The 26,516-nt window shown below is 70.1% G+C and carries 25 protein-coding genes; 10 read left to right on the forward strand and 15 right to left on the reverse strand.

The genetic code is table 11. The features are described 5' to 3' along the window. Nucleotides 1-387, forward strand: coding sequence for an SRPBCC domain-containing protein (locus H976_RS0118675; protein WP_036227339.1), 387 nt, complete (start codon nucleotides 1-3; stop codon nucleotides 385-387). A gap of 48 nt (nucleotides 388-435) precedes the next feature. Here H976_RS0118675 and H976_RS0118680 read toward each other — a convergent pair whose 3' ends face one another. From H976_RS0118680 to H976_RS0118725, 10 genes are all read right to left on the reverse strand, one after another. After that, a complete protein-coding gene (locus H976_RS0118680; protein WP_027862783.1) occupies nucleotides 436-897 on the reverse strand; it encodes a DUF4440 domain-containing protein in 462 nt (153 codons plus the stop codon). 10 nt (nucleotides 898-907) lie between these two features. Continuing rightward, a complete protein-coding gene (locus H976_RS0118685; protein ID WP_027862784.1) occupies nucleotides 908-2,020 on the reverse strand; it encodes a DNA glycosylase AlkZ-like family protein in 1,113 nt (370 codons plus the stop codon). Nucleotides 2,021-2,049: 29 nt separating this feature from the next. After that, complete coding sequence (locus H976_RS27255; protein WP_081683024.1) at nucleotides 2,050-2,469, reverse strand: PaaI family thioesterase; 420 nt, start codon at nucleotides 2,467-2,469, stop codon at nucleotides 2,050-2,052. A gap of 28 nt (nucleotides 2,470-2,497) precedes the next feature. Continuing rightward, nucleotides 2,498-3,277 (reverse strand): ATP-binding cassette domain-containing protein, encoded by a 780-nt coding sequence (locus H976_RS0118695; protein WP_027862785.1) that lies wholly within the window; start codon nucleotides 3,275-3,277, stop codon nucleotides 2,498-2,500. Further along, complete coding sequence (locus H976_RS0118700; protein ID WP_081683025.1) at nucleotides 3,270-4,367, reverse strand: ABC transporter permease; 1,098 nt, start codon at nucleotides 4,365-4,367, stop codon at nucleotides 3,270-3,272. The genes H976_RS0118695 and H976_RS0118700 overlap by 8 nt, the downstream gene beginning before the upstream one ends. Before the next feature lie 6 nt (nucleotides 4,368-4,373). Beyond that, on the reverse strand, nucleotides 4,374-5,543 hold the full coding sequence (locus H976_RS27260; protein WP_196804142.1) for a sugar ABC transporter substrate-binding protein: 1,170 nt from the start codon (nucleotides 5,541-5,543) through the stop codon (nucleotides 4,374-4,376). 124 nt (nucleotides 5,544-5,667) lie between these two features. Beyond that, the gene (araA, locus tag H976_RS0118710; RefSeq protein WP_027862787.1) at nucleotides 5,668-7,161 is read right to left on the reverse strand and encodes an L-arabinose isomerase; all 1,494 of its coding nucleotides are present in this window, start codon (nucleotides 7,159-7,161) and stop codon (nucleotides 5,668-5,670) included. Then, nucleotides 7,158-7,847 carry an L-ribulose-5-phosphate 4-epimerase gene (locus H976_RS0118715; protein ID WP_027862788.1) on the reverse strand — a complete coding sequence of 230 codons (690 nt, stop codon included), beginning with the start codon at nucleotides 7,845-7,847 and terminating at the stop codon, nucleotides 7,158-7,160. Before H976_RS0118715 ends, araA begins: the two co-directional genes overlap by 4 nt. After that, the gene (gene araB, locus H976_RS0118720; protein ID WP_036227342.1) at nucleotides 7,844-9,496 is read right to left on the reverse strand and encodes a ribulokinase; all 1,653 of its coding nucleotides are present in this window, start codon (nucleotides 9,494-9,496) and stop codon (nucleotides 7,844-7,846) included. Before araB ends, H976_RS0118715 begins: the two co-directional genes overlap by 4 nt. An 82-nt stretch (nucleotides 9,497-9,578) precedes the next feature. Then, nucleotides 9,579-10,565, reverse strand: a complete 987-nt coding sequence (locus tag H976_RS0118725; protein ID WP_027862790.1) for a LacI family DNA-binding transcriptional regulator — start codon at nucleotides 10,563-10,565, stop codon at nucleotides 9,579-9,581. A 151-nt stretch (nucleotides 10,566-10,716) separates the two neighbouring features. Here H976_RS0118725 and H976_RS0118730 point away from each other — a divergent pair, with 151 nt between their 5' ends. Next, a complete protein-coding gene (locus tag H976_RS0118730) occupies nucleotides 10,717-10,926 on the forward strand; it encodes a hypothetical protein (protein WP_027862791.1) in 210 nt (69 codons plus the stop codon). A 10-nt stretch (nucleotides 10,927-10,936) separates the two neighbouring features. Here H976_RS0118730 and H976_RS0118735 read toward each other — a convergent pair whose 3' ends face one another. Further along, entirely contained in the window at nucleotides 10,937-11,509 is a 573-nt protein-coding gene (locus H976_RS0118735) for an HD domain-containing protein (RefSeq protein WP_027862792.1), read from the reverse strand. Between the two features lie 91 nt (nucleotides 11,510-11,600). Here H976_RS0118735 and H976_RS0118740 point away from each other — a divergent pair, with 91 nt between their 5' ends. Both H976_RS0118740 and H976_RS0118745 read left to right on the forward strand, forming a co-directional pair. Beyond that, complete coding sequence (locus tag H976_RS0118740) at nucleotides 11,601-12,980, forward strand: GH1 family beta-glucosidase (RefSeq protein ID WP_036227345.1); 1,380 nt, start codon at nucleotides 11,601-11,603, stop codon at nucleotides 12,978-12,980. Between the two features lie 55 nt (nucleotides 12,981-13,035). Next, nucleotides 13,036-14,052 carry a LacI family DNA-binding transcriptional regulator gene (locus tag H976_RS0118745; RefSeq protein ID WP_027862794.1) on the forward strand — a complete coding sequence of 339 codons (1,017 nt, stop codon included), beginning with the start codon at nucleotides 13,036-13,038 and terminating at the stop codon, nucleotides 14,050-14,052. Between the two features lie 15 nt (nucleotides 14,053-14,067). Here H976_RS0118745 and H976_RS0118750 read toward each other — a convergent pair whose 3' ends face one another. Genes H976_RS0118750 through H976_RS0118760 form a run of 3 tightly spaced genes read right to left on the reverse strand, consistent with a single transcriptional unit; the run spans nucleotide 14,068 to nucleotide 17,238 of the window. Beyond that, nucleotides 14,068-14,967: a carbohydrate ABC transporter permease gene (locus tag H976_RS0118750; protein ID WP_027862795.1), complete on the reverse strand. Its 900-nt coding sequence runs from the start codon at nucleotides 14,965-14,967 to the stop codon at nucleotides 14,068-14,070. A gap of 1 nt (nucleotide 14,968) precedes the next feature. Next, nucleotides 14,969-15,895, reverse strand: a complete 927-nt coding sequence (locus H976_RS0118755; RefSeq protein WP_027862796.1) for a carbohydrate ABC transporter permease — start codon at nucleotides 15,893-15,895, stop codon at nucleotides 14,969-14,971. Continuing rightward, the gene (locus H976_RS0118760) at nucleotides 15,892-17,238 is read right to left on the reverse strand and encodes an extracellular solute-binding protein (protein WP_027862797.1); all 1,347 of its coding nucleotides are present in this window, start codon (nucleotides 17,236-17,238) and stop codon (nucleotides 15,892-15,894) included. The genes H976_RS0118755 and H976_RS0118760 overlap by 4 nt, the downstream gene beginning before the upstream one ends. Nucleotides 17,239-17,584: 346 nt before the next feature. On the opposite strand from H976_RS0118760, the gene H976_RS0118765 reads away from it, so the two are divergent. Continuing rightward, the gene (locus tag H976_RS0118765; protein ID WP_027862798.1) at nucleotides 17,585-19,990 is read left to right on the forward strand and encodes a glycoside hydrolase family 3 N-terminal domain-containing protein; all 2,406 of its coding nucleotides are present in this window, start codon (nucleotides 17,585-17,587) and stop codon (nucleotides 19,988-19,990) included. A gap of 26 nt (nucleotides 19,991-20,016) precedes the next feature. Further along, the gene (locus H976_RS0118770) at nucleotides 20,017-21,045 is read left to right on the forward strand and encodes a LacI family DNA-binding transcriptional regulator (protein WP_027862799.1); all 1,029 of its coding nucleotides are present in this window, start codon (nucleotides 20,017-20,019) and stop codon (nucleotides 21,043-21,045) included. A gap of 25 nt (nucleotides 21,046-21,070) precedes the next feature. On the opposite strand, the gene H976_RS0118775 is transcribed toward H976_RS0118770, so the two are convergent. After that, a complete protein-coding gene (locus H976_RS0118775) occupies nucleotides 21,071-22,786 on the reverse strand; it encodes a dihydroxy-acid dehydratase (RefSeq protein WP_027862800.1) in 1,716 nt (571 codons plus the stop codon). 73 nt (nucleotides 22,787-22,859) lie between these two features. On the opposite strand from H976_RS0118775, the gene H976_RS27265 reads away from it, so the two are divergent. From H976_RS27265 to H976_RS0118795, 4 genes are read left to right on the forward strand one after another with little or no spacing between them, the layout of a single operon-like run. After that, on the forward strand, nucleotides 22,860-23,756 hold the full coding sequence (locus tag H976_RS27265; RefSeq protein ID WP_036227356.1) for an SMP-30/gluconolactonase/LRE family protein: 897 nt from the start codon (nucleotides 22,860-22,862) through the stop codon (nucleotides 23,754-23,756). Nucleotides 23,757-23,761: 5 nt separating this feature from the next. Continuing rightward, a complete protein-coding gene (locus H976_RS0118785) occupies nucleotides 23,762-24,613 on the forward strand; it encodes a fumarylacetoacetate hydrolase family protein (protein ID WP_231388989.1) in 852 nt (283 codons plus the stop codon). 1 nt (nucleotide 24,614) lies between these two features. Then, nucleotides 24,615-25,640 (forward strand): zinc-binding dehydrogenase, encoded by a 1,026-nt coding sequence (locus H976_RS0118790; RefSeq protein WP_027862802.1) that lies wholly within the window; start codon nucleotides 24,615-24,617, stop codon nucleotides 25,638-25,640. Beyond that, the gene (locus tag H976_RS0118795; protein WP_027862803.1) at nucleotides 25,637-26,380 is read left to right on the forward strand and encodes an SDR family NAD(P)-dependent oxidoreductase; all 744 of its coding nucleotides are present in this window, start codon (nucleotides 25,637-25,639) and stop codon (nucleotides 26,378-26,380) included. Before H976_RS0118790 ends, H976_RS0118795 begins: the two co-directional genes overlap by 4 nt. Nucleotides 26,381-26,516: the final 136 nt, after the last annotated feature.

The raw sequence follows: 26,516 nt of genomic DNA on the forward strand, positions 1-26,516 counted from the left end.
GTGCCCGAGTTCAGCCTGACGGCCCACGCGTCCGCCCCCGTCGAGGAGGTCTGGAAGCTGTTGCACGACCCGTCGCGCTTCCCCGAGTGGTGGTGCGGCGTGGCCACCGTGCAAGACGGTCCGTCCGACGTCTACACGATGTGGCCCGAGGGATATCCCGACTTCCCCATGGACCAGCGGCTTGCCGCCACGTCGACTCCCGGGCGCGTGACGATCTCCTGTCTGGTCTCTGACCTGATCTACACCTGGGAGCTGCGCCCGGCGGGCGAGGAGACCGACATCGACGTGCACGTCGAGATCCCTGAGCAGGAGAGTCACCGGCTCGACACCCAACGGGACCTGATCGAGATCTCGATGACGGCCCTCGCGCGCCTCGCAGCCGGGTAGTCTGGGCAACGGTGCCCGCAAGAAGCGCGGGCACCCTCTCTCGGGGGGTCAGCCAGATGATCCGGCGGCCAGCGCGGAGACCTGCTCGAGGTCGATCGGATGCACCAGCGGATCCGCGTGGCGGTGCACCTGCTCCCAGCCTCGTTCGCTCCGGCGCCAGACCATGGTGACGCGCAACGACCAGTCCTGGTCCCCCACCCCACCGACCACACCGTGCTGTCGCTCGACCACGACCAGCACGACCAGGTCACCGGAGGTGTACGACGCCTCGACCTCGAGCTCGCACTCTCCCTCCGTGAAGTAGCGCGACATCTCCTCGAGCGCCTCGGGTGAGCCGTCGAACCCTCGCCTGGTCTCACCGCCGAACGGCGCCATCAGGGTGAAGTCGTCGCCGTGCGGCACCAGCTCGGCGTACGTCGTCATGTCACCGCTGATGAAGGCCGAAGCAGAGTCGGCCACGCGCTGGACCAGCTCGGCGAGCTCCTGGTCGGTGACGTCTCCTCGCGGCATGCCTCGGAATCTACCCCTGGTCGAGCCGCACGACCTCGACGTCGAGCCAGCGAGCCAGGTCCTCGATCTCGCGGTCCACCGCGGCTGACATCGCCTTGCCGAACGGCTCGTCCTGATGGATGGCGGACACCTCGAGCACACCCGCGGCCCGGTCGGCCCTGGCGTCGAGCTTCCCGACGAGCCGGTCACCGTAGAGGATCGGCAGGGCGTAGTAGCCCCATCGCCGCTTGGCCTCCGGCTTGTACATCTCGAGGATGTAGTCGTAGTCGAACAGCTCGGCCATCCGCTTGCGATCGGCCAGCAACCGGTCGAACGGGGAGAGCAACGCGGCCCGGCCCGCGAACGGTTGGGCCAGGTAGGCAGGATCCACCTGCCAGGTGCCTCGGACGCCCTCGACCACGGCCTGCTCGCCGGTCTCCCCCACGTCGACCGGCTCGAAGGGCAGCTTGGTGGTGCGGGCCCGGGCGATGCCGAGCGAGTGGAGCCGACGCTCGTTGCGCAACCGCTCGGCCTCCTCGAGTGAGGGCACCGGGTCGTCGGGGTAGATGCGGTCGGCGAGGTCCCAGAGCCGGTCGCGCCCGGTCCCGCCTGCCGCCGCCACCTCGCCCCGCCGGACGAGCTGGTCGAGCATCATCCGCAGGTTGCGGTTGTCGTTCCATCCCGACGACTTCCACGGCACCACGCAGGTGTCGGGGAGCTCGCTGCTCGGCAGCGGCCCGTCGGCCCGGAGGCGCTCGAGGATCTCGCGCCGGCAGTCGTTGTTGGCGAACACCCACTCCGTGACCGACCGCTCCCAACCGGACAGCTCCTCGCGGTTCCGCCAGTGGTCCATCTCGGCCCGGATGAGCACGATGTCCTCGGGTGCGCGCAGCGACTGGTGCACCTCGATCAGCCGTTGCTCGTCGACGGCGTCCCAGAGCTCGTGGGCGTCGAAGGACGAACCGAGCCGGCTCCACAGCACCAGCTCGGCGCTCGGTGCGACTGCGCTGGTGGGCTCGATCTGGAGCAGCGAGAGCTGCCGCACCGTCTCGACCAGGTCGGTCGGTCGCTGCCGTGTGAGCAGCTGGGCCTGGACGGCGATGCGGCGCGCGTCGCGCCGGGAGAGCTGATGGACCTCGACCATGGCGGCAGCGTAGGCGGGCGTGCCGACGATCAGCGCGAGAGCACGGCGTGCGTGCCGGAGGCCTTGGCCACGATGACCCCGCCCTGCGTCAGCTCGGCCTCGGTCGAGCCGATCCGCTTGCCCACGTGGAGGCACCGCGCTCTGCACACCAGCGGCGATCCGGGCACCGCGGCCCGGACGTACTGGACACTCAGCTGCACGTGCGGCGCCGCAATCCCCTCCGACACGCGGGCGTGCACGGCCCATCCAGTGGTGGTGTCGAGCAGCGAGGCGATGAATCCGCCGTGCACGATGCCGCTGCCGTTGCAGTGCTCCGGGCCGGGGTCGGCCTCCACGACCGCCTCGTCGGCATCGACACTTATGTAACGGAACCCGAGCAGGGCCGAGAACGGTCCCGGCGTCGGTCCGTCCCCGTGCGGATCAGGGGACGCGCTACCCGGCTCGGTCATGCGCCGACACTCTCACGGTGGACCGGGGTCAGTCGGCGTGGGCCGCACGGCGGGCCCGGCGGTACTCCTCGACCACGATCTCGTTCAGCTCCTCCACCGAGGTCTCCGGCGTCGGCTTGTCGAAGGTGATCTGCCCGCCCTGGATCAGGTTCACCCGGTCACACGACTGCAGCACGTGCACGTAGTTGTGGGCGATCATGATGATCGAGACGTTGCCCTCCTCGCGCAGCTTCTGCACGAGGTCGAGGATCATGGCTCCCTCCTTGGCGCCCATGGCGGCCAAGGGCTCGTCGAGCAGGATGATGTCGGCCTCGGAGGTGACCGTGCGGGCCACGGCAATGGCCTGCCGTTGCCCGCCGGACAGTCGCGCCACCGGTACGTCGAGTCGCGGGATGTTGATGCCGATCTGGTCCAGTGCCTCGCGGGTGAGGCGACGCATCTTCCGGCGCGCGAGCAGTGGCACCGGGCGGGAGACCAGCTCGCGCTTGAGGAACATGTTCTGCACCACGTCGAGCTCGTTGACCAGCGCGAGGTCCTGGTAGACGCAGTCGATGCCCAGCGAGCGGGCGTGGTCCACGTCGCGGAAGGTCACCTCCTCGCCCTTGACCACGATCCGCCCGGAGTCGGCGTTCTGGAATCCGGCGATGATCTTCATCAGGGTCGACTTGCCGGCTCCGTTGTCGCCGAGCAGCCCCAGCACCTCGCCCTTGCGCAGGTGCAGGTTGATGTCGCGCAGGGCGGTCACGGCACCGAACCGCTTGGAGACGTTCTCGACGCGCAGGACGTCGTCCGCGAGGTCCTCAGCCATGCCCGCTCCCCTTCCGGACGCGGCCGACGTAGACGTTGATGCACATCGCGAGCAGGATCGCGATACCGAGGATGAAGTCGAGGTAGTCGGCGCTGACGCCCTCCAGCGTCAGGCCGTCGCGCAGGACACCGAGGAACAGCGCACCGAACAGGGCACCGATGACCGTGCCCTCCCCGCCCGCGAGCAGCGTGCCACCGATCACGGCGGCCGAGACGGCCCTGAACATCGTCTCCGCGGCACCTGCCGTGTCCGGCGTGACGGTGCTCGCCCGCGTCGCCTCCAGGATCCCGACGAAGCCGGCCAGCACCGCGCACAGGATGAAGTTGCGGATCATGATCCGGCGTACCTTGATGCCCGCCTCGGCAGCGCCGTGACGGTTGCCACCGACGGCGATGGTGTACATCCCCCAGCGGCTGCGGGTGAGCACCACGTGCATCACCACCACGACCAGCAGCGCCCAGAACAGCTCGGAGTAGACGCCGGCGCCGAAGACCCGGGCGAAGCCGCCGACCGAGTTGACCTGCTCGGGGAGGGTGATCTTGTGGCCGTTGACCACGTGGGTCACCTGCACGGTCTTGGAGGTGACCTCGGCGCCGGGCATGTCGACCGGTGCTGCGTTGGAGATGATCAGGGTCAGACCGCCCACGCCGAGCAACGTGCCGAGGGTGACGATGAACGAGGAGATGCCGACCACTGCGGTGAGGAAGCCGTTGAGCATGCCCACCGCGCCGGCACACAGCAGCGAGGCGACGAGGCAGATGACGAGCGACAGCCCTAGCTCGTGGAACTCGTAGAACATGAACGGCGTGAACAGATAGACCGAACCGATCGACAGGTCGATCTCGCCGGCGACCATCAACATGACCTCGCCCACCGCCAGGATCGCGAAGGGCGCGAAGTACGGCAGCAGGTTCTTGAGGTTGGCGGTGGTCATGAAGTGCTCGTTGAGCACCGAGAAGTAGACGATCGCGAGGATCGTGACCACCACGATGCTGCCTTCGCGCAAGGTCAGCAGCCGGCGCAGGCTGCTCCCGGCCCGGCTACCGCCCGTCTGTCTCTCTGGGCGGGGAGTGTCGACGTCCGTCGTCACGGACGGTCAGGCCTTCGAGACGCCGGCGGCCTTCGACGTGCCCTCGTAGCGGGACTTCGTGCTGTTGTAGGGCTTCACGGTGTCCTTGTCGAGGAACTTCAGGCCGGTGTTGACGTCGGCCATGCCCGTCAGCGTCTTCGACACGGCGTACAGGTAGAGCTCGAGCACCGGTAGGAAGCCCTGCAGGTAGGGCTGCTGGTCGATGGTGAAGTCGATCTGGTCGGCAGCGAGCAGCTTCTGCGTCGTCGGGGTGATGTCGTAGCCCCCACCCTTCACGCCCTTGCCGCGCAGTGAGTGCTTCTGCATCACCTGCGCCACGCCCTGGGTGCTTCCCGCGTCAACGGCGAACAGACCCTTCACACCGCTGTGTCCGGTGACGTAGGAGTCGATCGTGGACAGCTCGGCCGGCAGCGCAGCGCCGGTGGCCACGGTGCTGGTCTTGATCCCGCTGTGGCCCTTCAGCACCGACAGCGCGCCGTCGATGCGCGGCTGGAGGTTGGTCGATCCCGGCGTCGCGATGAACAGCGCGACGTCGCCGTCGCCCACCAGCTCGACGATGCGCTTGCCCATCTCCTGGCCGGACGCGAACAGGTCCTGACCGATGTAGGCCAGCCGGCCGTTGTCCTCGGCGTCGGCGTTGTAGCCCACCACCGGGATGCCGGCCTTGATCGCGGAGTCGGTCGGCGAGTTGAACGCCTTGTTGTCGACGAGCGCCACCGCGATGCCGTCGGCGCCGCCCGTGATGGCGGTGCTCATGGCGTTGACCATCTCGTTGACGTTGCTGTTCTCCGATCCGGTCCACTGGTACTCGCAGCCGAGCAGGTCGCAGGCGTCCTGGGCGCCGTAGCGGGTCGGCACGAAGAACGGGTTGGTCGTCACGTGGTTGACGAAGACGAACTTCAGCTTCTTCGAGGACCCGAACGTCCCGCTCGGCGAGGAGGCCGAGGCCTTGTCGTTGCTCGAGCTGCAGGCAGCCAGCAGCATGGACGCCAGCCCGGCGCCGCCGCCGGCCAGGGCCGCGCGACGCGCCATCGTGAACTTCGGTCCGCGATCGGTGGCGGAGCGGCGGGCGTCTCGCCACTCCAGCTCGTCGAGCGCCTGCTCTGCGAGGTCTGAGTCGGCGGGCCGGCTCTTCGACCCCTCGCCTGCTGCATCGAAATCGTTCCCAGCGCGCATCTCGCACTCCCGTGTCCGGTGGAGGATGGCCGAGGCGAACCCTCTGCCACCGTTCGATTGTTATCGCTCACAACTGGCTGTGTCAACCGTCACACGCATCCCGGGCGCGCCGCTCTCCCCGGTTTCAGAGAGGCGCGGCCAGTCGGTGGTAGGCAGCGTTCCAGCGCAGCTCGCGCGTGACCGACGCGATCGTGCTGTCGCCGTCGATGACGACGAGCTCGACGCCGACGATGGTGGCCAGGTCCTCCAGCGCCCCCCGCGGCAGGGCCGTGGTGAGCACCGTGTGGTGCGGCCCCCCGGCCATCAGCCAGGCCTCGGCGGAGGTCGCCAACGACGGATGGGGCTTCCACACCGCGCACGCGACGGGCAGGCGGGGCAGGGCGTGGTCGGGCTCGACCACCTCGATCTCGTTGACCGTGATCCGGAAGCGGTCGCCCAGGTCGGACATGCCCGCGACGAAGCCCGCTCCGGCATCGGCGAGGAACCGGAGCCGGACGGGGTCCTCCCGGGCGCCGATCGAGAGCGGGTGGATCTCCAGCGTCGGTACGGCGTTCGTGATGCTCGGGCAGACCTCGAGCATGTGCGCTCCGAGGATCCGCTCCTCACCTGGGACGAGGTGGTAGGTGTAGTCCTCCATGAAGCTGGTGCCGCCGGGGAGGCCGAGCGCCATGGTCTTCATGGTGCGCAGCAGGACGGCGGTCTTCCAGTCGCCCTCTCCCCCGAACCCGTAGCCGTCCGCCATCAGCCGTTGCACCGCCAGGCCGGGCAGCTGCCGCAGCCCGCCGAGGTCCTCGAAGTTGGTCGTGAACGCACCGAAACGACCCCGCTCCAGGAACGCGCGCAGCCCCAGCTCGATGCGGGCGCCGTAGCGGAGCGAGTCGTGGCGTTCGCCTCCGGGCAGGAGCTCGACCGCGACGTCGTAGAGATCGGCGTACTGCGCCACCAGCTCGTCGACGTCGGCGTCACTGGTGGCGTCGACCTCGGCGACGAGGTCGTTGACGGCGTAGGTGTTGACCGAGACGCCGAACGTGGCCTGCGCCTGCACCTTGTCGCCCTCGGTCACGGCGACGTCGCGCATGTTGTCCCCGAACCGGGCGAGCCGCAGGGTGCGGAGCTCGGCCGCGCCCATCGCGGCACGGGCCCACTCGCCGACCCGGCGCGCGACCGACGGAGAGTCGACGTGACCGGCGACCGTCTTGCGTGGGATGCCGAGGCGGGACTGGATGTAACCGAACTCGCGATCGCCGTGCGCGGCCTGGTTCAGGTTCATGAAGTCCATGTCGATGGTGCTCCAGGGGAGCTCCATCCCGGCCTGGGTGTGCAGGTGCAGCAGTGGCTTGGTCAGTGCGTTGAGTCCAGCGATCCACATCTTCGCCGGGGAGAAGGTGTGCATCCAGGCGATGACGCCGATGCACTCGGGCGCAGCATCGGCCTCCAGCATCCGGCGATGGATCGCCTCGGCGTCGAGCAGCACCGGCTTCCACACCACCCGGACCGGTACGTCGGCCTTGGCGTCGAGCCGGGCGGCGATGTCGCGGGACTGCTCGGCCACCTGGTCGAGCGTCTCCTGGCCGTACAGGCCCTGGCTGCCGGTGAGGAACCACAGCTCGGCAGTCATGATCGGTCCTCTCGTTGCCCGTAGACGTTCTGGTAGCGCTCGAACAGCTGCGCTGCCAGCTCCGCGGGGATCGGCGTCGGCTCCCCGAGCTGACGGGCCAGATGGGTGGTGCGGGCGACGTCCTCGCACATCACGGCCGCCTTGACGGCGTCGCGAGCCGTGCGGCCGACCGCGAAGACCCCGTGGTTCTGCATCAGCACCGCCGACGAGCGGCCGCCGTCGAGGGTCTCGACGATGCCGCGTCCGATCGAGTCGTCCCCGATGACCGCCAGCGGCCCGACCGGGATCTCCCCACCGAACTCGTCCGCGCACATCGTCAGCACGCAGGGAACGGGCTCGGCGCGGGCGGCCCATGCGGTGGCGTAGGGCGAGTGCGTGTGCACGACGCCCCCGATGGCGGGACGGTTGCGGTAGACGTACGCCTGGGCCTGGGTGTCCGACGACGGGGCGTGGTCGCCCTCGACGACAGTCCCCTCGAGGTCGCAGACCACCATGTTCTCCGGCGTGAGGTCGTCGTACGGCACACCGGAGGGCTTGATGACCAGCAGGTCCGCACCGGGCACCCGCGCCGAGACGTTGCCGGCCGTCCAGACCACCAGTCCGTAGCGGGGCAGCTCGGCGTGCAGTGCACAGACCTCCTCGCGCAGCTCACGCAGCGTGCGGGCGACATCCCCGGAGACGGTCATCGCAGTGCCTTCAGCCGGCGCATCAGGGACGTGGTCCGACCGAAGTGGTCGTGCAGCTCCTGGTAGATCGCGAACAGCTCGTCGTAGGCCGTGGCCCGCTCTGCGTCAGGTAGGTAGGCGTCCCGGTGGACGCTGCCCATCGCAGCCGCAGCCTCCGGGACGTCGGCGTAGCAACCGGCCGCGACGGCGGCGTGGATGGCCGACCCGAGCGCGGGTGCCTGGGCCGAGCCTGCGACGGACAGCGGCCGTCGCAGCACGTCGCTGTACAGCTGCATGAGGAAGCGGTTCTTGGTGAGGCCGCCGGCGACGACCAGGTCGGTGACCGGGACGCCGGCGGCGTCGAAGGTCTCGACGATGACGCGCATCCCGAACGCAGTGGCCTCCATCAGGGCCCGGTAGATGTCCTCGGGCGGAGTCGCCAGCGTCAGACCGACCACGAGGCCGGAGAGCTGGTGATCGACCAGGACCGACCGGTTGCCCGAGTGCCAGTCCAGCGCCACCAGCCCGTGCGCTCCGACCGCCTGGCTCTCCGCCAGCCGGGTCAGGTGCTCGTGCAGGGTCTCTCCCGCTTCGCGAGCCGCGACGGCGTACGACTCGGGGACGCAGGTGCGGACGAACCACGCGAAGATGTCGCCGACGCCGCTCTGACCGGCCTCGTAGCCGTAGCGCCGCGCGACGATGCCGCCGTCGACCACCCCGCACATGCCCGGGACCTCGCGCAGCACCTCGGCGTTCATGACGTGGCAGGTGGAGGTGCCCATGATCGCGACCATCTGGCCCGGCTCGACGGCGCGGACCGCCGGTGCCGTGACGTGCGCGTCGACGTTGCCGACGGCGACTGCGATGCCCTCGGGCAGGCCGGTCCACCCTGCTGCTTCGGCGGTGAGGGCGCCGGCCCGGTCCCCGAGCTGACCGATCGGCTGCTCGAGCTTGTCCTTGACGAAGTCGCCGAAGCCGACCGCCAGCTCGTCGAGGAAGTCTGCGGCGGGGTACTGGCCCTCCTGCAGGAGGCCCTTGTAGCCGGCCGAGCAGGCGTTGCGCACGTAGCTGCCGCACAGCTGCCACACGATCCAGTCGGCCGCCTCGACGAAGCGGTCCATCCGGTCGTAGACCTCGTGGTCCTCCTCGAAGATCTCCAGTCCCTTCGCGAACTCCCACTCCGAGCTGATCAGGCCGCCGTAGCGAGGCAGCCACCACTCACCGCGCTCCTCGGCGACACGGTTGATCCGGTCGGCCTGCGGCTGGGCGGCATGGTGCTTCCACAGCTTGGTGTAGGCGTGCGGGCGGCTCTCCAGACCAGGGACCTCGTTGAGGGGCGTGCCGTCCGCCAGGGTCGGCACCATGGTGCAGGCGGTGAAGTCGATGGCGATGCCCACGACGTCGCCCGGCGGCACGCCGGCTTCGCGGAGTGCTGTCGGCACCGCCTCCCGGAGCACCCCCCGATAGTCCTCCGGGACCTGCAGTGCCCAGTCCGCCGAGAGCGGCGTGCCGTCGGGCAGCGCGTCGTCCAGCACGCCGTGCGGGTACTCGATCACCGCGTCGGCCAGCTCCTCGCCGTCATGCACGCGCACGACGACGGCGCGACCGGAGAGGGTGCCGAAGTCGACCCCCACGACGTACTCCGCGGGGTCGCTCTCAGCGCGATCCACGCGTGTCTCCTTTGCGCATGATTGTGAACGCTAACACCCCCGCTCTGTCTCCGAAAGGGAATCGAGCGCCCGGATCAGCCGCTCAGCGACGCGGCGGCCCGACGCTCTCGCGCACCACCAGGGTGGGCGGCACCGCGGGCACCTGGGGCGCCGCGCCGCCGTGGGCACGCCAGCTGACGATGGCGTCGACCGCGCGATGGGCGACCTCGGCGAAGTCCGGGCGGATGGTGGTCAGCGGAGGGGTCAGGTACGCCGCCTCGGGGATGTCGTCGAACCCGACGAGGCTGAGCCGCTCGGGCACCTCGTGGCCCAGGTCTCGCAGCGCCTTCATGATGCCGAGGGCCAGGTGATCGTTGGCGGCGAACACCGCGGAGACCTCGGGCATCCTCGCCAGCATCTGTCCCGCGCGGTAACCCGACTCGGAGGTCCAGTCCGCCGCGATGACGGGCGGCACCTCGCGTCCAGCCTTCTCGAGCGCGGTGCGCCACCCCTCCACCCGGCCGGCGCTGTCGAACCAGTCCGAGGGTCCGGACACGTGCCAGACCGTGTCGTGGCCGGCGTCGAGCAGCAGCTGGGTGGCGAGCCGTGCGCCTTCGACCTGGTCGACCGTGACCAGGCCCGAGATGCGGGAGGGGTCACCGTCGATCGCGACCACCGGCACGTCGGTGTCGAGGTCGTCGAGCGCCGCCTGTGCCGACGGGACGGGCACGATCACGACGATGCCGTCGACGCGCTGGTCGAGGTGGCGTTCGACGGCAGCGGCCACCGATGCCCGGTCGACGCTGCGTACGCTGACGGTGGAGACGTCGAGCCCGGCATCGGAAGCCGCCAGCTCCAGGGCCGTGCGGAGCCGTGCCGGTCCGAACAAGGGAGTCGCCTGGGTCACCACACCGATGGTCTGGGTGGCGCCGGTGACCAGCGCGCGAGCCGCGCGGTTGGGCCGGTAGGCCAGCTCGGCCATCGCCGCCTGGACGCGCAGTCGAGTCGTCTCGCGGACGTTCGGGTGGTCGTTGAGCACCCGGGAGACGGTCTGGTGCGAGACCCCTGCCAACCGGGCGACATCGGTCATCGCCGGCGCCCTCTGCGGACGCCGGGCATCGGACCGTCCGCCATCCGTGGGGGTGGAGGCAACCATGCGGTCAGTATTCCTCAGCGCCTCGCGATGGCGGCAGCAGTGGATACTGGCCGGTGGAACTCACGCACGGCGAACGGAGAGCACGATGTTCTACATCCTGATCTTTGCCGCGATCGCGGTCCTGCTCGTGGTCGCGGTGCTCGTCCGCAACCAGCGGACGAAGCGGATGGCCGAGTCGCCCGTGCCTCGCGGTGCGGCGGGTGCGTCGCGCACACCCTCGGGCAGTGCCCAGCGCAAGGAGCGGAAACGTCGCCGGGCCCAGTCCAAGCACGATCGCCGTTCACGTCATCACTGATCGCGGCTGGTCACGCCCACGAGCCGCGCCGGCGCTCGTCCAGGACCCGGCGCACCATCGGCTCGAAGAAGCTCAACAGCTCTGAGTCGTACGCCGGGTCGAAGGAGCACTGGTCGTAGTCGGCACAGAAGTCGACCGTGGCCTGGTAGTAGGGGTGGTCGCGCCACCGGTCCCGTGCGTTCCGGTCCAGGCCGACGTGGTGGAAGTAGTAGTAGCCCTGGAACACCCCGTGGTGCTTGACCATCCAGTAGTTCTTCTCGCTGACGTAGGGGCGGAGCACTGCTGCCGCCACCTCCGAGTGGTTGGCCGGCGCGAGATGGTCGCCGATGTCGTGCAGCAGTGCGCAGACCACGGTCTCCTCGTCCTCACCGGCCCGGTGCGCCCGGGTCGCAGCCTGGAGGGAGTGCTCGAGGCGGGTGACCTGGTAGCCCGCCGAGTCCTCCATGGTCAGCAGCCAGCCCAGCACCCGGTCGGGGAACGACTGCAGCTGCTCGGCGTCGATCCGGTCGAGCAGCCGGTAGTCCTCCGCCGTACCGTCCTGCATCGCCGTGAAGGTCACGACCTCGTCCGTGGGGGGCTCCATGCGACCCATCCTGCCTGCCCGTCCACCGTCGTGACCGGTCTGCTGACCGGCTGCTGTTGACAGCAGCCTGTGTAAACGCTTACATGAGCCCATGAGACACGCGCTACCGGACGGCTCCCGGCTGGCGTTCGGGGTCGCCACCGCGTCGTACCAGATCGAGGGGGCTCCGCACGCCGACGGCAAGGCGCCGTCGATCTGGGACACCTTCACCCAGCGTCCCGGTGCCGTCGACGACGGGTCCGACGGGTCCGTGGCGTGCGCGTCCTACCCCGACCCGGGACCGGACATCGAGCTCGTCACCGGGCTCGGTGTCCGCTGGTACCGGTTCTCCCTGTCCTGGCCGCGGATCGTGCCCGACGGCGGGTCCGAGGTGAACAAGCTCGGACTCGACTACTACGAGCGACTGGTCGACGGGCTGCTGGAGCGTGGCGTCACGCCGATGGCGACGCTCTACCACTGGGACCTCCCGCAGTCGCTCGAGGACCTCGGCGGCTGGCTGGTGCGCGACACCGCGGAGCGGTTCGCCGACTACGCCGTGGCCGTGCACGACCGGCTCGGCGACCGGGTGCGGCTCTGGGCCACCCTCAACGAACCGTGGTGCTCGGCCTACCTCGGCTACGGATCGGGCCGGCACGCCCCCGGCAAGCAGGTCGGCGGCGAGGCCCACCGTGCCGCTCACCACCTGATGCTCGGCCACGGCCTCGCGGCGGCACGGATGCACGAGGGCGGAGCCGAGAGCGTCGGCATCGTCCTCAACCTGACCCCGGTGCTGGCCGAGACAGAGGCGGCCGCCGATGCTGCGGACGGCGTCGACGCCATCCGCAACCGGGTGTGGCTCGGCCCCCTCGTCGACGGGGAGTACGACGCCGGGACCCTGCGCGTCGCGCCCGTCCTCGCAGACCCCGAGCTGGTCCGTCCCGGTGACCTCGACCTCGTGCACGGCTCCGCCGACTGGCTCGGCGTCAACTACTACACCCCCGCGCGGGTGGCGCAGGCCACGGAAGAGTTGGTGTCCGACGACACCGGAGGAGACGGCGACCTCGCTGCCTTCCCCGGGGTCGAGGACTTCCGTTTCGCGCCGCGCCACCCGCGCACTGACATGGACTGGGAGGTCGACGCCGACAGCCTCGAGCGGCTGCTCGTCGACACCCATCACCGCACCGGCCTGCCCCTGGTGGTGACCGAGAACGGCGCGGCCTACGTCGACAAGACGGTGCTCCCGGACGGCAGCATCGACGACGCCGACCGGATCGACTACCTCGAGTCACACCTGGCCGCCATCGACGCCGCCCGGGACGCGGGAGCCGACGTACGCGGCTGGCTGGTGTGGACGCTGATGGACAACTTCGAGTGGTCGCACGGCTACACCAAGACCTTCGGGCTGGTCAGCGTCGACCGCGACGACCTGCGGCGTACGCCGAAGCGGTCCTACCACTGGTTCGCGGACCTCGTCCGTCGACGGGGGCGCTGAACGAAATCTGCGCGGTAGGGTGCGCCGTCACCCCCGCCTGAGAGAGTTGTTGCCCATGACCGGGATCAAGGACGTCGCCCGCGAGGTCGGCGTCTCCACGGCGACGGTGTCGCGAGCGTTGCGTGGACTCCCGCGGGTCTCCCCCGACACCCGGGAGCGGGTGCTCGAGGTCGCCGGACGGATGGGGTACGTCGCCTCGCCCCACGCTGCTTCGCTCGCCAGTGGCCAGACCCGGGCGATCGGTGTCGTCGTACCGAATGTGACGCGGTGGTTCTTCGGCTCGATCGTGCACGGCGCGGAGGAGCTGCTGCGCGAGGAGGGCTACGACCTGCTGCTCTACAGCGTCGTCGCGGACCCGGCCGCCCGGAAGCGCCTGTTCTCCACCCATCTGCTCAGCAAGCGGGTCGACGCCGTGATGGTGCTGGCGCTGCGCCCGACGCCGGAGGAGGTCGAGGCCCTGGACCGGACCGGGTCACCCACCGTCGTGGTCGGCGGGGCCGTGCCCGGCTGGTCGAGCGTGCGCATCGACGACGTGGAGACCGCGGCCACCGCCGTCCGCCACCTGGTCGGGCTCGGGCACACCCGCATCGCCCACCTCGGCGGCGTGCCCGACCCGGAGCACGCCGGTCTCGGCTTCTCCGCGCCCGGGGACCGGCTGGCCGGCTACCGGATGGCGATGCAGGAAGCAGGCCTGCCGATCGAGCCCGACTGGGAGGTGACCGGCGACTTCACCGCACTGGGCGGACTGACGGCCTGCCGGCTGCTGCTGTCCGCGAGCACCCGGCCCACGGCCATCTTCGCCGGCTCGGACGAGATGGCCATCGGCGCGGCCCAGGCCATTCGCGAAGCGGGGCTGGACGTCCCCGGCGACATCTCGGTGATCGGCATCGACAACCACGAGCTCTCGGAGTACTTCGACCTCACCACGATGGCCCAGCCGGCTCCGGAGCTCGGCCGCCTCGGCGCGCGGATGCTGCTCGACGCGCTGCACTCCGAGACACCGCTCCGGCCGGTCGAGACGATCGTGCCGACCCAGCTCATCGTGCGGGGTACGACGGCACGAGTCGGCTGACCTCGACGCCGCTGGCTACTTGCTGAAGCCCTCGCTGAGTCCACTGACCAGCTGGCGGCGGCCGATCGTGTAGAGCACCACGATGGGCACGGTGCTGAGCACGACCGAGGCCAGCACTGCCGGGACGTTGACCTGGAACTGGCCCTGGAAGCTCCACACCGCCAGCGGCATGGTCCGTTCGGTGGGGCTCTGCGTGAGCACCAGGGGCAGCAGGAAGCCGTTCCACACGGTGACGCCGGTGTAGACGGCCACCGTGACCATCGCCGGTCTGGTCAACGGAAAGGCGAGTCGCCAGAGCATGGTCCACTCGGTCGCCCCGTCGAGCCGCATCGACTCGAAGAGGTCACGAGGGACGTCGCGCAGGAAGTTGCTCAGCACCAGCACCGCCAGCGGGATGGCGAAGGCGATCGACGGGATCGCGATGGCGGGCAGGCTGTCGTAGAGACCGAGCTTGATGATCACCAGGTAGATCGGGATGATCGCCGCCTGCAGCGGGATCGCGAGGCCCATCAGGAACAGTCCCTGGACCCGTCTCAACCACCGGCTGTGCGCACCACGGACGATGGCGTAGGCCGCCATCAGGGAAAAGATCACGGTCGGGACCGTCGTACCGACCGCCACCAGGACGCTGTTGAAGAAGTAGCGCACGAAGTCGTTCTCGAGCACCAGGCGGTAGTTGGCCAGCGTCGGGTCGCCCGGCGGGGCGAAGGCGTTCTGCTGGTAGTAGTCGCTCTGCGCCTTGAAGCTGGTGATCACGATCCAGTAGAGCGGGATCAGCACCACGGCCAGCCAGAACCACCCGGCCAGCCCGGCCAGCCAGTTGTGCCTGGACCACCCACGCCCCACGGGATGCGAGGCGGGGGGCGTGGCCTGCTGGGGCTGGGTGTCGGTCGTGGCGCCGAGGAGGGCGGTCATCTCAGACTCCTTCCAGCTGGCTCTCGTCGGCGTTGCCGCCCAGCCTGCGGAGGCCGAGGGCGATCACCAGGCCGACCAGGACGAGGATCACGGCGAGCACGCTGGCCGGCCCCATCTGGTTGGCCCCGAAGCCGCGGCGGTACATCTCCAGGGCGAGGACCCTCGTGGAGTCCCCGGGCCCCCCGGCCGTCAGCACGAAGATCAGGTCGAAGAAGGTCAGCGACCCGACGACCATGAGCGTCGAGGAGGTGATCACCGTGTACTTCAGCTGGGGCAGGGTGATGCTGAAGAAGGTGCGCATCCGGCCGGCCCCGTCGAGGGCCGCTGCCTCGTAGAGCGACGACGGGATCTGGCGTACGGCGCCTTGGTAGATCAGTGCGTGGAACGGGATGAACTGCCAGGAGACGATGAAGATGATCACCCCCATGGCGAGCACCGGGTCGCCCAGCCAGTTCTGGGTCAGCAGGTCGGAGTGCAGCCCGGGGCCGAGGCCGAAGTTGGGATCCAGCAGCGCCTTGAAGGTGACCGCGATCGCGGCCGCGCTGAGCAGCAGCGGGACGAAGTAGAAGACCGCGAGCACGGCTCGGTAGCGGTGCTGGCCGGCCATGAAGACGCCCAGCAGCAGGGCGATCGGGGTCTGCACCAGCCAGGAGAACAGCATCACCTCGAAGGTGACCCACAGGGAGTGGAACAGACTCGGGTCGGCGAGCACCGAGCTCCAGTTGCCGATGCCGATCGGGTGGATCGCGCCGAGCCCGTCCCACTTGGTGAAGCTCAGCGCCAGCACTCCGAGGAGCGGAAGGACCGCGAAGCCGAGGAAGATCGCCAGGGCGGGCAAGGCCATCCAGGCCACCGACCCGCTCTGCCCCGCCCGCGCACCCCGAGAACTTGGTCGGGGGGGCGCGAGCGGGGCAGCGTCGGTCGTCATGTGCCGATGGTCTTGTTCATGTTGTCGGCGAACTGCTGGGGCGAGATGTCCATCTGGAACAGCTTGCCGATGTTGTCCAGCAGCGGGGTGGCCTGCGACGGGGGCAGCGCCTGGTCCCACGACTGGGCGAAGACCGAGGCCTTGCTCGAGGTGTCGTAGACGAACTGCAGCCACGCCTTGTCGTTGGCGTCGGAGACACCGGAGATCAGGTCGCCCGCGCTCTTCACCACCGCGATGTTGCCGTTGTCGATCCACTTCTGGACCTCGGTGTCGTCCAGCATCGTCGTCGTCAGCAGCTTCTTGGCGGCGTCCTGCGCCTCCTTGCTGGCCTTCGACGAGATCGAGACGTACTGGCCGGGGTTGCCCACGGTGTCCGAGGGATCGCCCTTGCCTCCGTCGACCGACGGGAAGTTCATGTAGCCAAGATTGCCACCGGTGACGAAGTCACCGCCATCGGCCTTCATCGATCCGTAGGTCCACGCGCCGTGCAGCATCATCGCGGCCTTGCCGGTGAACAGCAGCGCCTGGTCGGCGTTCTGGTCGGCGACCGTGGACTGGAAGCCCTTCTGGAAGCCGTTGGCCTTGACGAGCTTCTGCACCTCGCCGAGTGCCTTCAGCGCCGCCGGGTTGCTCCAGGCGTTCTTCTCGCCGTCGAAGACGGCCTGGAAGACGTCCGGACCGCCGATGCGGTCGAAGAGGAACTCCAGCCACATCATGTTGGTCCACAGCGACTGCCCGGCCAGCGAGAAGGGAGCGATCCCCTTGGCGTTGAACTTCGGGACGAGGTCCATGATGTCGCCCCACGACTGCGGGGGCTCGGCACCGACCTGGTCGAAGATCTTCTTGTTCCAGTACAGGACGATCGGCGTGACGGTCTCGATGGGTACGGCGTACAGCTTGCCGTCGACCGTGGCCGCCCCCAGCGTGGACGGGAACCGCTTCTCCTTCAGGTCCGGGTTCTCGTCGAACCAGCTGGTCAGGTCGACCACCTGGTCGGCGTCGACGTAGCTCTTCAGGCCACCGCCGCCCCAGCCCCAGATCATCGTCGGGGCCTTGCCGGCACCGATCGCGGTCTTCACCTTCTGCTTGTAGGCGTCGTTGGCGAAGAGCGTGATGTCGATCTTGGACTTCGGGTTGGCCTTGTTGAAGCGCGCGATCGTGTCCTTGCGGATGTCCTCCTGGGGCTTGCCCGAGAGAGTCCAGTACGACGCGACTCCCTTGCCGCCACCTGACCCGCCTCCGGCACCGGTCTGGCTTGGTTCGCCCCCACAGGCCGCGAGGGCCACGCTCACCGGGACACCGAGGCCGACGAGCTGAAGGAAATTGCGGCGGGACGTGTTCATCGGTTCCATCATTCACCTCCACGTCGACGGCCGCGACCACCACGGCTCGTCGTGTGCGACGCGTCGCCACATCGGTGGGCGACCACTCGGCGAGAGCAACGGGTCGAAACAAGTTTCGGTCCGGGCAAGGTCAAGTTGAAGGGAGGCTAGGCCGGTCTCCGGAGAGTGTCAAGCGTCACATGCAAACGTTTTCATTCCGTGACGAGAGCGTGGATCAGTTGCTCAGGCGCAGCCATTTCCAAGGGGCTGGAGGGGCGGTAGTGTGCCCCTGCGTCGCCCCGTACTTTCGGGCATCTCGAAAATTGTTTCGGTATCTGTCGGGCGGCGATCGACGTCAGGAGGACCCGTGACCGAACAGCCCGCGACCGAGTTCGACCCCGGTTCCGACCGGCCGTGGCAGGACGAGACGCGGCCCCTCCCGGAGCGGGTGGAGCTGCTCCTGGGAGCCATGACCCTGGAGGAGAAGGTCGGCCAGCTCGGTAGCCGGTGGGTCGGCAACAACCTGGCCGGGGAGCCTGGCGTGGAGGGCAGCGACCTGCAGGTGGCGCCGATGCAGGACGTCTTCGCGGCGTCCGGGACGGTGCCGCTCGCCGAGGCCAGCCGGCACGGCCTGGGACACCTGACCCGGGTCTACGGCAGTGAACCGGTCAGCGTGACCGAGGGCGCCGAGGAGCTGGTCCACCAGCAGCGCATCGTCATCGAGAACTCCCGGTTCGACATCCCGGCCCTCGTGCACGAGGAGTGCCTGACCGGCTTCACGGCGTACGGCGCCACGGTCTACCCGGCCGCCATCGCGTGGGGCGCCACCTGGGACCCCGAGCTGGTCCGCCGGATGGCCGCGACCATCGGCCGTGACATGGCTGCCCTGGGCGTGCACCAGGGACTCTCTCCCGTGCTCGACGTGGTCCGGGACTACCGGTGGGGCCGGGTCGAGGAGACGATCGGCGAGGACCCCTACCTGGTGGCATCACTCGGCACGGCCTACGTCCAGGGCCTGCAGTCGGCCGGCGTGATCGCGACCCTCAAGCACTTCGCCGGCTACTCCGCCTCGCGCGCCGCCCGCAACCACGGACCGGTGTCGATGGGCCCCCGTGAGCTGCGCGACGTCATCCTGCCCTCCTTCGAGATGGCCGTCGCGATCGGCGGTGTCGGGTCGGTGATGAACTCCTACTCCGACGTGGACGGCGTCCCGGCCGGTGCCAACCCCTGGCTGCTCACCGAGGTGCTGCGCGAGGAGTGGGGCTTCGAGGGCACGGTCGTCTCCGACTACTGGGCCGTCCCGTTCCTGGCCTCGATGCACCGGGTCGCGCCCGGCCCGGCCGAGGCCGGCGCACTGGCCCTCGAGGCAGGGATCGACGTCGAGCTGCCGGACACGCTCGGGTACGGCGACGGATTGGTCGAGCTCGTCCGGTCGGGAGCTCTCGACGAGTCGTTCGTCGACCGGGCCGCCCGTCGGGCGCTGCTCGCCAAGGCACAGCTCGGCCTGCTCGACGCCGGCTGGACCCCCGAGGCGTCGGTCGCCAACGCCGCCGGGGTCGAGCTCGACTCCGCGGACAACCGTGAGCTGGCCCGCGAGGTGGCCGAGCGCTCGGTCGTCCTGCTCGAGGCCGGCACCGCCCTGCCGATCCGGAGCGAGTCGCGGCCGCTGCCGCAGAAGATCGCGGTGGTCGGTCCGACCTCCGACGACGCCCTGACGTTCATGGGCTGCTACGCCTTCCCCACCCACGTGCTCCCGCGCCACCCACGGGCCGGCCTGGGCATCGAGGTCCCGACCGCGCTCGACGCCCTGCGCGCCGAGCTCGACGACGTGGAGGTCGTCCACGCGGCCGGGTGTGCCGTGATGGGCGAGGACCGCAGCGGCTTCGCGGCAGCGGTGGCGGCCGCACGCGACGCCGACCTCTGCGTGGCCTTCGTCGGTGACCTCGCCGGTCTGTTCGGCCACGGGTCCTCGGGCGAAGGCTGCGACGCGGAGGACCTCCGCCTGCCGGGAGTGCAGGCCGACCTGGTCGAGGAGCTGCTCGCCACCGGGACGCCCGTGGTGCTGGTCGTGGTCTCGGGCCGTCCCTACGCGCTGGGCACGCTGCACGAACGCCTCGCCGGTCTGGTGCAGTCGTTCTTCCCCGGAGAGGAGGGCGGACCCGCCATCGCCGGCGTACTCTCCGGACGGCTGTGTCCCGGCAGCAAGCTGCCGGTGCAGCTCCCCCGCCGGGCCGGCGGACAGCCCAGCACCTACCTGCAGCCGCCCCTGGGCGGCGTCGAGAGTGCCGGCATCACCACGGTCGACTCGACCCCGCTCTACCCCTTCGGGTACGGCGCGTCGTACACCTCCTTCCGATTGGACGAGGTGCACGCCAGCGCCGCGGAGATCGGCACCGACGAGGCGGTGGAGCTCAGTGTGGTCGTGACGAACACCGGCGACCGGGCCGGCGACGAGGTCGTCCAGCTCTACCTGCACGACCCCGTCGCACGGGTGGCCAGGCCGGTGCGGCAGCTGGTCGGCTTCGCCCGGGTCCACCTCGAGACTGGGGGTTCGGCCGAGGTCGTCTTCGACGTTCACGCCGACCGCACGGCCTACACCGACCCCGCGATGGACCGGATCGTGGAGACGGGCGAGATCCAGCTCGTCGTCGGCACCTCGGCCGCCGACGAGGTTGCCCGGGTCCCGGTCCAGCTCACCGGCGCCACCCGCGTCGTCGGCCACGACCGTCGCATGGACACCCCGGTGCGGGTCGAGCACCGACCGACAGACTAGGCACCCGGCACGTGAGAGGACACGAGATGTCGACGACAGAGCCCCGCACCACGCTGGCCACCGTGGCCGCGTCGGCGGGCGTGTCCGTCGCCACCGTCTCGAAGGTGCTCAATGGCCGGCGCGACGTCGCCCCGGCGACCCGGGCCCGGGTGCAGGAGATGCTCCGTGCCCACGACTACGGCGGTCGGCTGAAGACCATCGAGCGGCACCCGACCATCGAGCTGACGCTGCGCGGGAAGATCGGGTCCTACTCCGCCGAGATCGTCCAGGGCGTCGCCGTCGCCGCCGCCCATCTCGGAGTCGCCGTCACCGTCGGGGTGAAGTCGGTCGACCAGCGACCATCGGCTCGCATCGAGGCGTCCACCTGGGCCCGCAACCTCGCGGTGAACGGCCGCCGGGCGGTGATCGCGGTGACCGACGAGCTCGGGTACGACGAGATCCAGGCCCTGGCGCGGCTCCGGCTGCCGTTGGTCGTGATCGACCCGATGAACGTGCCCTCGCCCGACATCGTCAGCGTCGGGTCGACCAACTTCCGAGGCGGCCAGGCTGCGGCCCGGCACCTCGTCGACCTCGGGCACCGGCGCATCGCCTACCTCGGCGGGCGCGCCGCGGCGGAGTGCAGCCTGGCCAGGCTGGCCGGCTTCCGCTCGGCCCTCGAGGGGGCCGGGGTCGGGCTGCCCGAGGAGTACGTGCACAGCACCGAGGACTTCCTCTACGAGAACGGCCTGCGCGGGGCGCCGCGACTGCTGTCGCTCCCGGATCGACCGACCGCGATCTTCGCCGCCAGCGACGAGCTGGCGTGCGGGGCCATCGAGGCGGCCCGGTCGGTCGGGCTCGCCGTGCCCGACGACCTCAGCATCGTCGGGTTCGACGACACCGAGATCGCGCGCATCGCCTCGCCGCCACTCACCACGGTGCGTCAGCCGTTGCAGGAGATGGGCGCCGTCGCGCTGCGCACGGTCCTGCGACTGGTCGCGGGCGAGAAGATCGACTCCAACCACGTCGAGCTGGCCACCGAGCTCGTCGTACGCTCCTCGACCGCTGCTGCCCCCTGAGCGGAACGACGCCGCCCGTGCTCACTCAGTGCGACTCGCGGGACACGGCGTCCCCGCTGGACCCGACGAGGAAGTCGAGGTCGGCGCCGGTGTCGGCCTGGAGCACGGTGTCGACGTAGAGGCGCTCCCAGCCGCGTGTCGGAGCAGCGAAGGCAGCGGTTGCCTCCTCGGCCGGCGTGCGCGCGGCGAGCTCCTCGTCGGACAGCTCGACATCGAGTCGCCGGTCGGCCACGTCGAGGACGATGACGTCGCCGGTGCGGATCAGGCCCAGCGGTCCCCCGGCCGCAGCCTCGGGCGAGACGTGCAGCACGACCGTGCCGTACGCCGTGCCGCTCATCCGGCCGTCGCAGATGCGCACCATGTCGCGGACTCCGGACTCGAGCAGCTTCTTGGGCAGCGGCAGGTTGGCGACCTCGGGCATGCCGGGATAGCCGCGTGGCCCGCACCCGCGGAGCACGAGCACCGAGTCGGCGTCCACGTCGAGGTCGGGATCGTCGATGCGCGCGTGCAGGTCCTCGATCGAGTCGAAGACCACTGCTCGCCCACGGTGCTGGAGCAGCGGGGGAGTCGCCGCCGCCGGCTTGATCACCGCGCCGGTCGGCGCCAGGTTGCCGCGCAGCACCGCGATGCCGGCATGAGGCTGGAACGGCTCGGCACGAGGCCGGATCACCTCGCGGTCCCAGATCTCGGCCTCCCCGACGTAGCTCACGAGCGGTCGTCCGGTGACGGTGATCGCGTCGGGGTCGAGCAGGTCCTCGACCTGACGGAGCACGGCCAGCAGTCCACCCGCACGGTGGAAGTCCTCCATCAGGAACCTGCCGGCGGGCTGCAGATTCACCAACAGCGGGACGTCGGCGCCGGTGCGGTCGAAGTCGTCCTGGCTCAGCTCGACACCGAGCCGACCGGCGATCGCCAGCAGGTGGACCACGGCGTTGGTGGAGCCGCCGACCGCCGCCAGGGCGACGATCGCGTTCAGGAACGACCCGCGACTGAAGACCTCGCTCGGCCGACGTTCGGCCGCGACCATCTCCACCGCCAATCGTCCTGCTTCGTGGGAGCCCTCGAGCAGCCGGCTGTCCGGCGCCGGGGTGCCGGCCATCCCCGGGATGGTGGCACCGAGGGCCTCGGCGACCATCGCCATCGTCGAGGCGGTGCCCATGGTGTTGCAGTGCCCGCGGCTGCGGATCATCGAGGACTCCGACTTCATGAAGTCGTCCTCGGAGAGGGTCCCGGCACGCACCTCCTCGCTGAGCCGCCACACGTCGGTGCCACAGCCGAGCGGCGTACCCCGGAAGGTGCCGGTCAGCATCGGCCCGCCGGGTACGACGAGCGCCGGGATGTCGACCGAGGCCGCAGCCATCAGCAGCGAGGGGATCGTCTTGTCGCAGCCGCCGAGGAGCACCACACCGTCCACGGGATTGGCACGGAGCATCTCCTCGGTGGACATCGCCGCCATGTTGCGCCACAGCATCGCCGTCGGGCGGACCAGCGTCTCGCCGAGGGACACGACCGGGAGGTTGAGCGGGATCCCGCCGGCCTCGTAGACCCCCTGCTTGACGCTGGCGGCGACCTCGTCGAGGTGTGCGTTGCACGGCGTGAGGTCCGACGCGGTGTTCGCGATCGCGATGTGCGGCCGGCCGTCGAACGCGTGCGCCGGCAGGCCACGACGCATCCAGGCACGGTGGATGTAGGCGTTGCGGTCGGTCCCGGCGTACCACTGGCCGCTGCGAGGTGAGGTCATCGGTTCCACTTCTCGAAACTCAGGGTCTAGCATCTGGAATCGTGATCGACGCTACCGCGAGCTCCCCTCGCGCGTGAGCACCGCCGAGCAGGTCACCGACCCCGTCCACGAGCTCGCGGAGGGCCCCGTCTGGGACGCGCCACGGGAGCGCATCCTCTGGGTCGACATCCTCCGGGGCCTGGTCCTCGAAGGACAGCTGCGCTCCGGCACGGTCGAGGTGGACGAGGAGCATCGGTTCGACTTCCACGTCGGGGCCGTCGCGGCGGCGGTCGACGGATCGCTCGTCGCGGCCGAGCACCACCGCCTGACCCGCATCGCCCCCGACGGTTCGCGGGCCTCGGGACCAGACCTGTTCCTCGGCCATCCGGACGACCGGTGGAACGACGGCGTGTGCGATGCGCGCGGACGATTCCTGGTCGGCACCGCGTCGCTGACGGGAGCGCGGCACTCTCAGCGGCTGCTCCGCACCGACGGGGACACGACCACCGTGCTCGACGACGACCTCGGTCTCGCCAACGGGATGGCGTTCTCCCCCGACGACTCGCTGTTCTACAGCACCGACAGCCTCCCGGGCCGTCAGGTCTGGGTCCGCGACTACGACCAGGACAGCGGAGCCGTCGGACCACGCCAGCCGGCGCTCGAGCTCACGGACGCGGTGCCCGACGGCCTGTGCCTCGACGCGTCCGGCAACCTCTGGCTGGCGGCGTGGGGCCGGGGTGAGGTGCGCTGCTACTCCCCCGCCGGTGACCTGCTCGACGTCATCGAGCTGCCGGCGCCGCACACGACGAGCCTGGCCTTCGTCGGCCCCGCACTCGACCAGCTGCTGATCACCACGGCACGGGGCGAGCTCTCGGCCGCCGAGCAGCAGCAGTTCCCGTTGTCGGGCAGCCTCTTCCTCGCCCAGCCGGGCTGCACCGGCCTGGCCACCCATCCCTGGTCCGGACACCTCACCCCACAGGAGACCCCGTGAAGCTGATGCGCCTCGGCCCGGTCGGCGCCGAACGACCCGTCGTCCGTGTCGACGACACGTCGTACGTCGACGTGTCCGACGCCGTCACCGACTACGACGAGGCCTTCTTCGGCTCCAGCGGTCTGGAGAGGGTGCGGATGCTGGTCGCTGAGCGTACGGCGATCGGCCGCGTGCACACCTTTGCCGGCGAGCGCATCGGCGCGCCCATCGCCCGGCCCCACCAGATCCTCTGCATCGGTCTGAACTACAGCGACCACGCCGCCGAGACCGGCCAGCCCGTCCCGGACGAGCCGATCCTGTTCACCAAGTCGCCGAACACCATCGTCGGCCCCTACGACGACGTGCGGATCCCGCGAACCTCGACCAAGACCGACTGGGAGGTCGAGCTCGGGATCGTGATCGGCCGGCGTACGTCGTACCTCGACTCGGTCGACGAGGCCAGGGAGGCGATCGCCGGTTTCGTGCTCGTCAACGACGTCAGCGAACGAGCTTTCCAGACAGAGCGCAGCGGACAGTGGTCCAAGGGCAAGTCGGCCGAGACCTTCAACCCGGCCGGGCCCTGGCTCGTCACGCCGGACGAGATCGACGACGTGCTGTCGCTGGGCATGTGGCTCGACGTCAACGGTGTCAGCCGTCAGCGCGGATCGACCGCGACGATGGTCTTCGACCCCTACTTCATCGTCCACTACCTCAGCCAGTTCATGGTGCTGGAGCCAGGTGACCTGATCGACACCGGCACCCCGCCCGGTGTCGGGCTGGGCCTCGACCCACCTGTCTTCCTCGCAGCGGGTGACGTCATGGAGCTGGGCATCGACGGCCTCGGGACGCAGCGCCAGACCGTGATCGCGCCACGCTGAGGTGCGCTCCCTCGTCCTGACCGGTCCCGGCCGGTCCGAAGTGCAGGAGGTTCCGGACCCCGAGCCCGGACCGGACGACGTCGTCGTCGACGTGGCACGCGTCGGCATCTGTGGCACCGACGCCGAGCTGTTCAGCGGCGAGATGGAGTATCTGCGCAAGGGGCACACCACCTACCCGCTGACTCCCGGCCACGAGTGGTGCGGCACCGTCGCGGCCGTCGGCTCCGACGTGGAGGACAGCTGGGTCGGCCGCCGTGTCACCGGCGACACCATGCTCGGCTGCGGAGCCTGCCGACGCTGCCTCGGTGGACGTCACCACGTGTGCGCGACCCGGTCCGAGATCGGCATCCGTGGGCGCTACCCCGGTGCGTTGGCCGAGAAGCTGCGGGTCCCGGCCCGCGCGCTCCTGCGCCTCCCCGCCGACGTCGACGACACCGCTGGCGCGATGGTCGAGCCGGGTGGCAACGCGTTGCGCGCCGTCCAGGCCGCGGCCGTCGCGCCCGGTGAGGGGCTGCTCGTCGTCGGCACCGGCACCATCGGCCTGCTCGCCGCCCAGTTCGCCCGCGCTGACGGCGTGCACGTGCACCTCGCCGGAGTGGCCGGCCCGGGTCTCGACTTCGCCCGGGCGTACGGCGTCGGCCCGACCTCGACGCTGGCGGACCTGCCCGACGTGCCGTTCGACGCGGTCATCGACGCGTCCAACGCGAGGACGGTCCCCGCGCGAGTGGTGCAGCTCGTCGAACCCGGGCGGCGCGTGGTCTTCATCGGGCTCTCGGCCGAGCCCAGCCTCGTCGACTCCCGCGAGATCGCCCTCAACGACGTGACCGCGGTCGGCATCCTCGGCGCCTCCGCCGGGCTGCCGGGCACCGTGTCGGCGTACGCCTCCGGTGCGGTGGACCCGGGTCCGCTCGTCGCCGCCGTCGTACCCCTTGACCGGACGCACGACGCACTGGCCGGATGGCGTCCTGACGACGCGACTGCTGCTCCCAAGATCCACGTCGACCCCCGACTCCAGGAGATGACATGAGTGACTTCGACGGACTGACCGCCCTCGTGACCGGAGGGGCCAGCGGCATCGGCGCCGCGACCGCCCGGTTGCTCACCGAGCGGGGCGCGCGGGTGGCGATCATCGACCGAGCCGTCACCGGTGACAGCGGGTTCGTGGAGCTGTCCTGCGACATCACCGACCGGGCCGCCGTCGACGTGAGCGTGGCGGAGGCGGCGGAGGCCCTCGGCGGCATCGACGTGCTCGTCAACAACGCCGGCATCGGCGCGATCGGCGACGTCTCCGAGAACGACGACGCCGAGTGGACGCACCTCCTCGACGTGAACGTCGTCGGCACCGCCCGGGTCTCGGCCGCCGCACTCCCCCACCTGCGTGCCTCCGACCACGCGGCGATCGTGAACGTCAGCTCGGTCGTGGCCGCGGTCGGCGTACCCCAACGGGCGTTGTACTCCGCCAGCAAGGGCGCTGTGGCTGGGCTCACGATCGCGATGGCCGCCGACCACGTCCGCGAAGGTATCCGCGTCAACGCGGTGCTGCCCGGCACGGCTGCCACCCCCTGGATCGGTCGCCTCCTCGACCAGGCCGACGACCCGGACGCGGCCGCCGAGGCGCTGCGGGCGCGGCAGCCCATCGGCCGACTGGTCGAGCCCGACGAGGTCGCCCACTCGATCGCCTACCTCGCCAGCCCGCTCAGCGCGTCGACCACCGGCACCCTGCTCGGTGTCGACGGCGGGATGAGCCAGATCCGGCTACCGAGCTGAGCACCAAGACCTCTGTCGGTCAGGCCGACAGTCGCTCTCCGGTGTCGGCGTCGAAGACGTGGACGTCGTGGGGGTCGGTGGTCACGTGCAGCACGTCGCCCTTGTGCACGGTGTTGCGTGCCGCGACGCGCACGAT

Source organism: Marmoricola sp. URHB0036 (assembly GCF_000426045.1).
GTDB lineage: Bacteria > Actinomycetota > Actinomycetes > Propionibacteriales > Nocardioidaceae > Marmoricola.

Coding starts and splice junctions, on each gene's coding strand:
- H976_RS0118685 (WP_027862784.1), bottom strand. CDS start 2,020: ATGGTCGAGGTCCATCAGCTCTCCCGGCGCGACGCGCGCCGCATCGCC.
- H976_RS0118795 (WP_027862803.1), top strand. CDS start 25,637: ATGAGTGACTTCGACGGACTGACCGCCCTCGTGACCGGAGGGGCCAGC.
- H976_RS27260 (WP_196804142.1), bottom strand. CDS start 5,543: ATGCGCGCTGGGAACGATTTCGATGCAGCAGGCGAGGGGTCGAAGAGC.
- H976_RS0118740 (WP_036227345.1), top strand. CDS start 11,601: ATGAGACACGCGCTACCGGACGGCTCCCGGCTGGCGTTCGGGGTCGCC.
- H976_RS0118725 (WP_027862790.1), bottom strand. CDS start 10,565: ATGACCGATGTCGCCCGGTTGGCAGGGGTCTCGCACCAGACCGTCTCC.
- H976_RS27255 (WP_081683024.1), bottom strand. CDS start 2,469: ATGACCGAGCCGGGTAGCGCGTCCCCTGATCCGCACGGGGACGGACCG.
- H976_RS0118760 (WP_027862797.1), bottom strand. CDS start 17,238: ATGAACACGTCCCGCCGCAATTTCCTTCAGCTCGTCGGCCTCGGTGTC.
- H976_RS0118770 (WP_027862799.1), top strand. CDS start 20,017: ATGTCGACGACAGAGCCCCGCACCACGCTGGCCACCGTGGCCGCGTCG.
- H976_RS0118785 (WP_231388989.1), top strand. CDS start 23,762: ATGCGCCTCGGCCCGGTCGGCGCCGAACGACCCGTCGTCCGTGTCGAC.
- H976_RS0118730 (WP_027862791.1), top strand. CDS start 10,717: ATGTTCTACATCCTGATCTTTGCCGCGATCGCGGTCCTGCTCGTGGTC.
- H976_RS0118695 (WP_027862785.1), bottom strand. CDS start 3,277: ATGGCTGAGGACCTCGCGGACGACGTCCTGCGCGTCGAGAACGTCTCC.
- araA (WP_027862787.1), bottom strand. CDS start 7,161: ATGACTGCCGAGCTGTGGTTCCTCACCGGCAGCCAGGGCCTGTACGGC.
- H976_RS0118735 (WP_027862792.1), bottom strand. CDS start 11,509: ATGGAGCCCCCCACGGACGAGGTCGTGACCTTCACGGCGATGCAGGAC.
- H976_RS0118775 (WP_027862800.1), bottom strand. CDS start 22,786: ATGACCTCACCTCGCAGCGGCCAGTGGTACGCCGGGACCGACCGCAAC.
- H976_RS0118745 (WP_027862794.1), top strand. CDS start 13,036: ATGACCGGGATCAAGGACGTCGCCCGCGAGGTCGGCGTCTCCACGGCG.
- H976_RS0118680 (WP_027862783.1), bottom strand. CDS start 897: ATGCCGCGAGGAGACGTCACCGACCAGGAGCTCGCCGAGCTGGTCCAG.
- H976_RS0118715 (WP_027862788.1), bottom strand. CDS start 7,847: ATGACCGTCTCCGGGGATGTCGCCCGCACGCTGCGTGAGCTGCGCGAG.
- H976_RS0118755 (WP_027862796.1), bottom strand. CDS start 15,895: ATGACGACCGACGCTGCCCCGCTCGCGCCCCCCCGACCAAGTTCTCGG.
- H976_RS0118750 (WP_027862795.1), bottom strand. CDS start 14,967: ATGACCGCCCTCCTCGGCGCCACGACCGACACCCAGCCCCAGCAGGCC.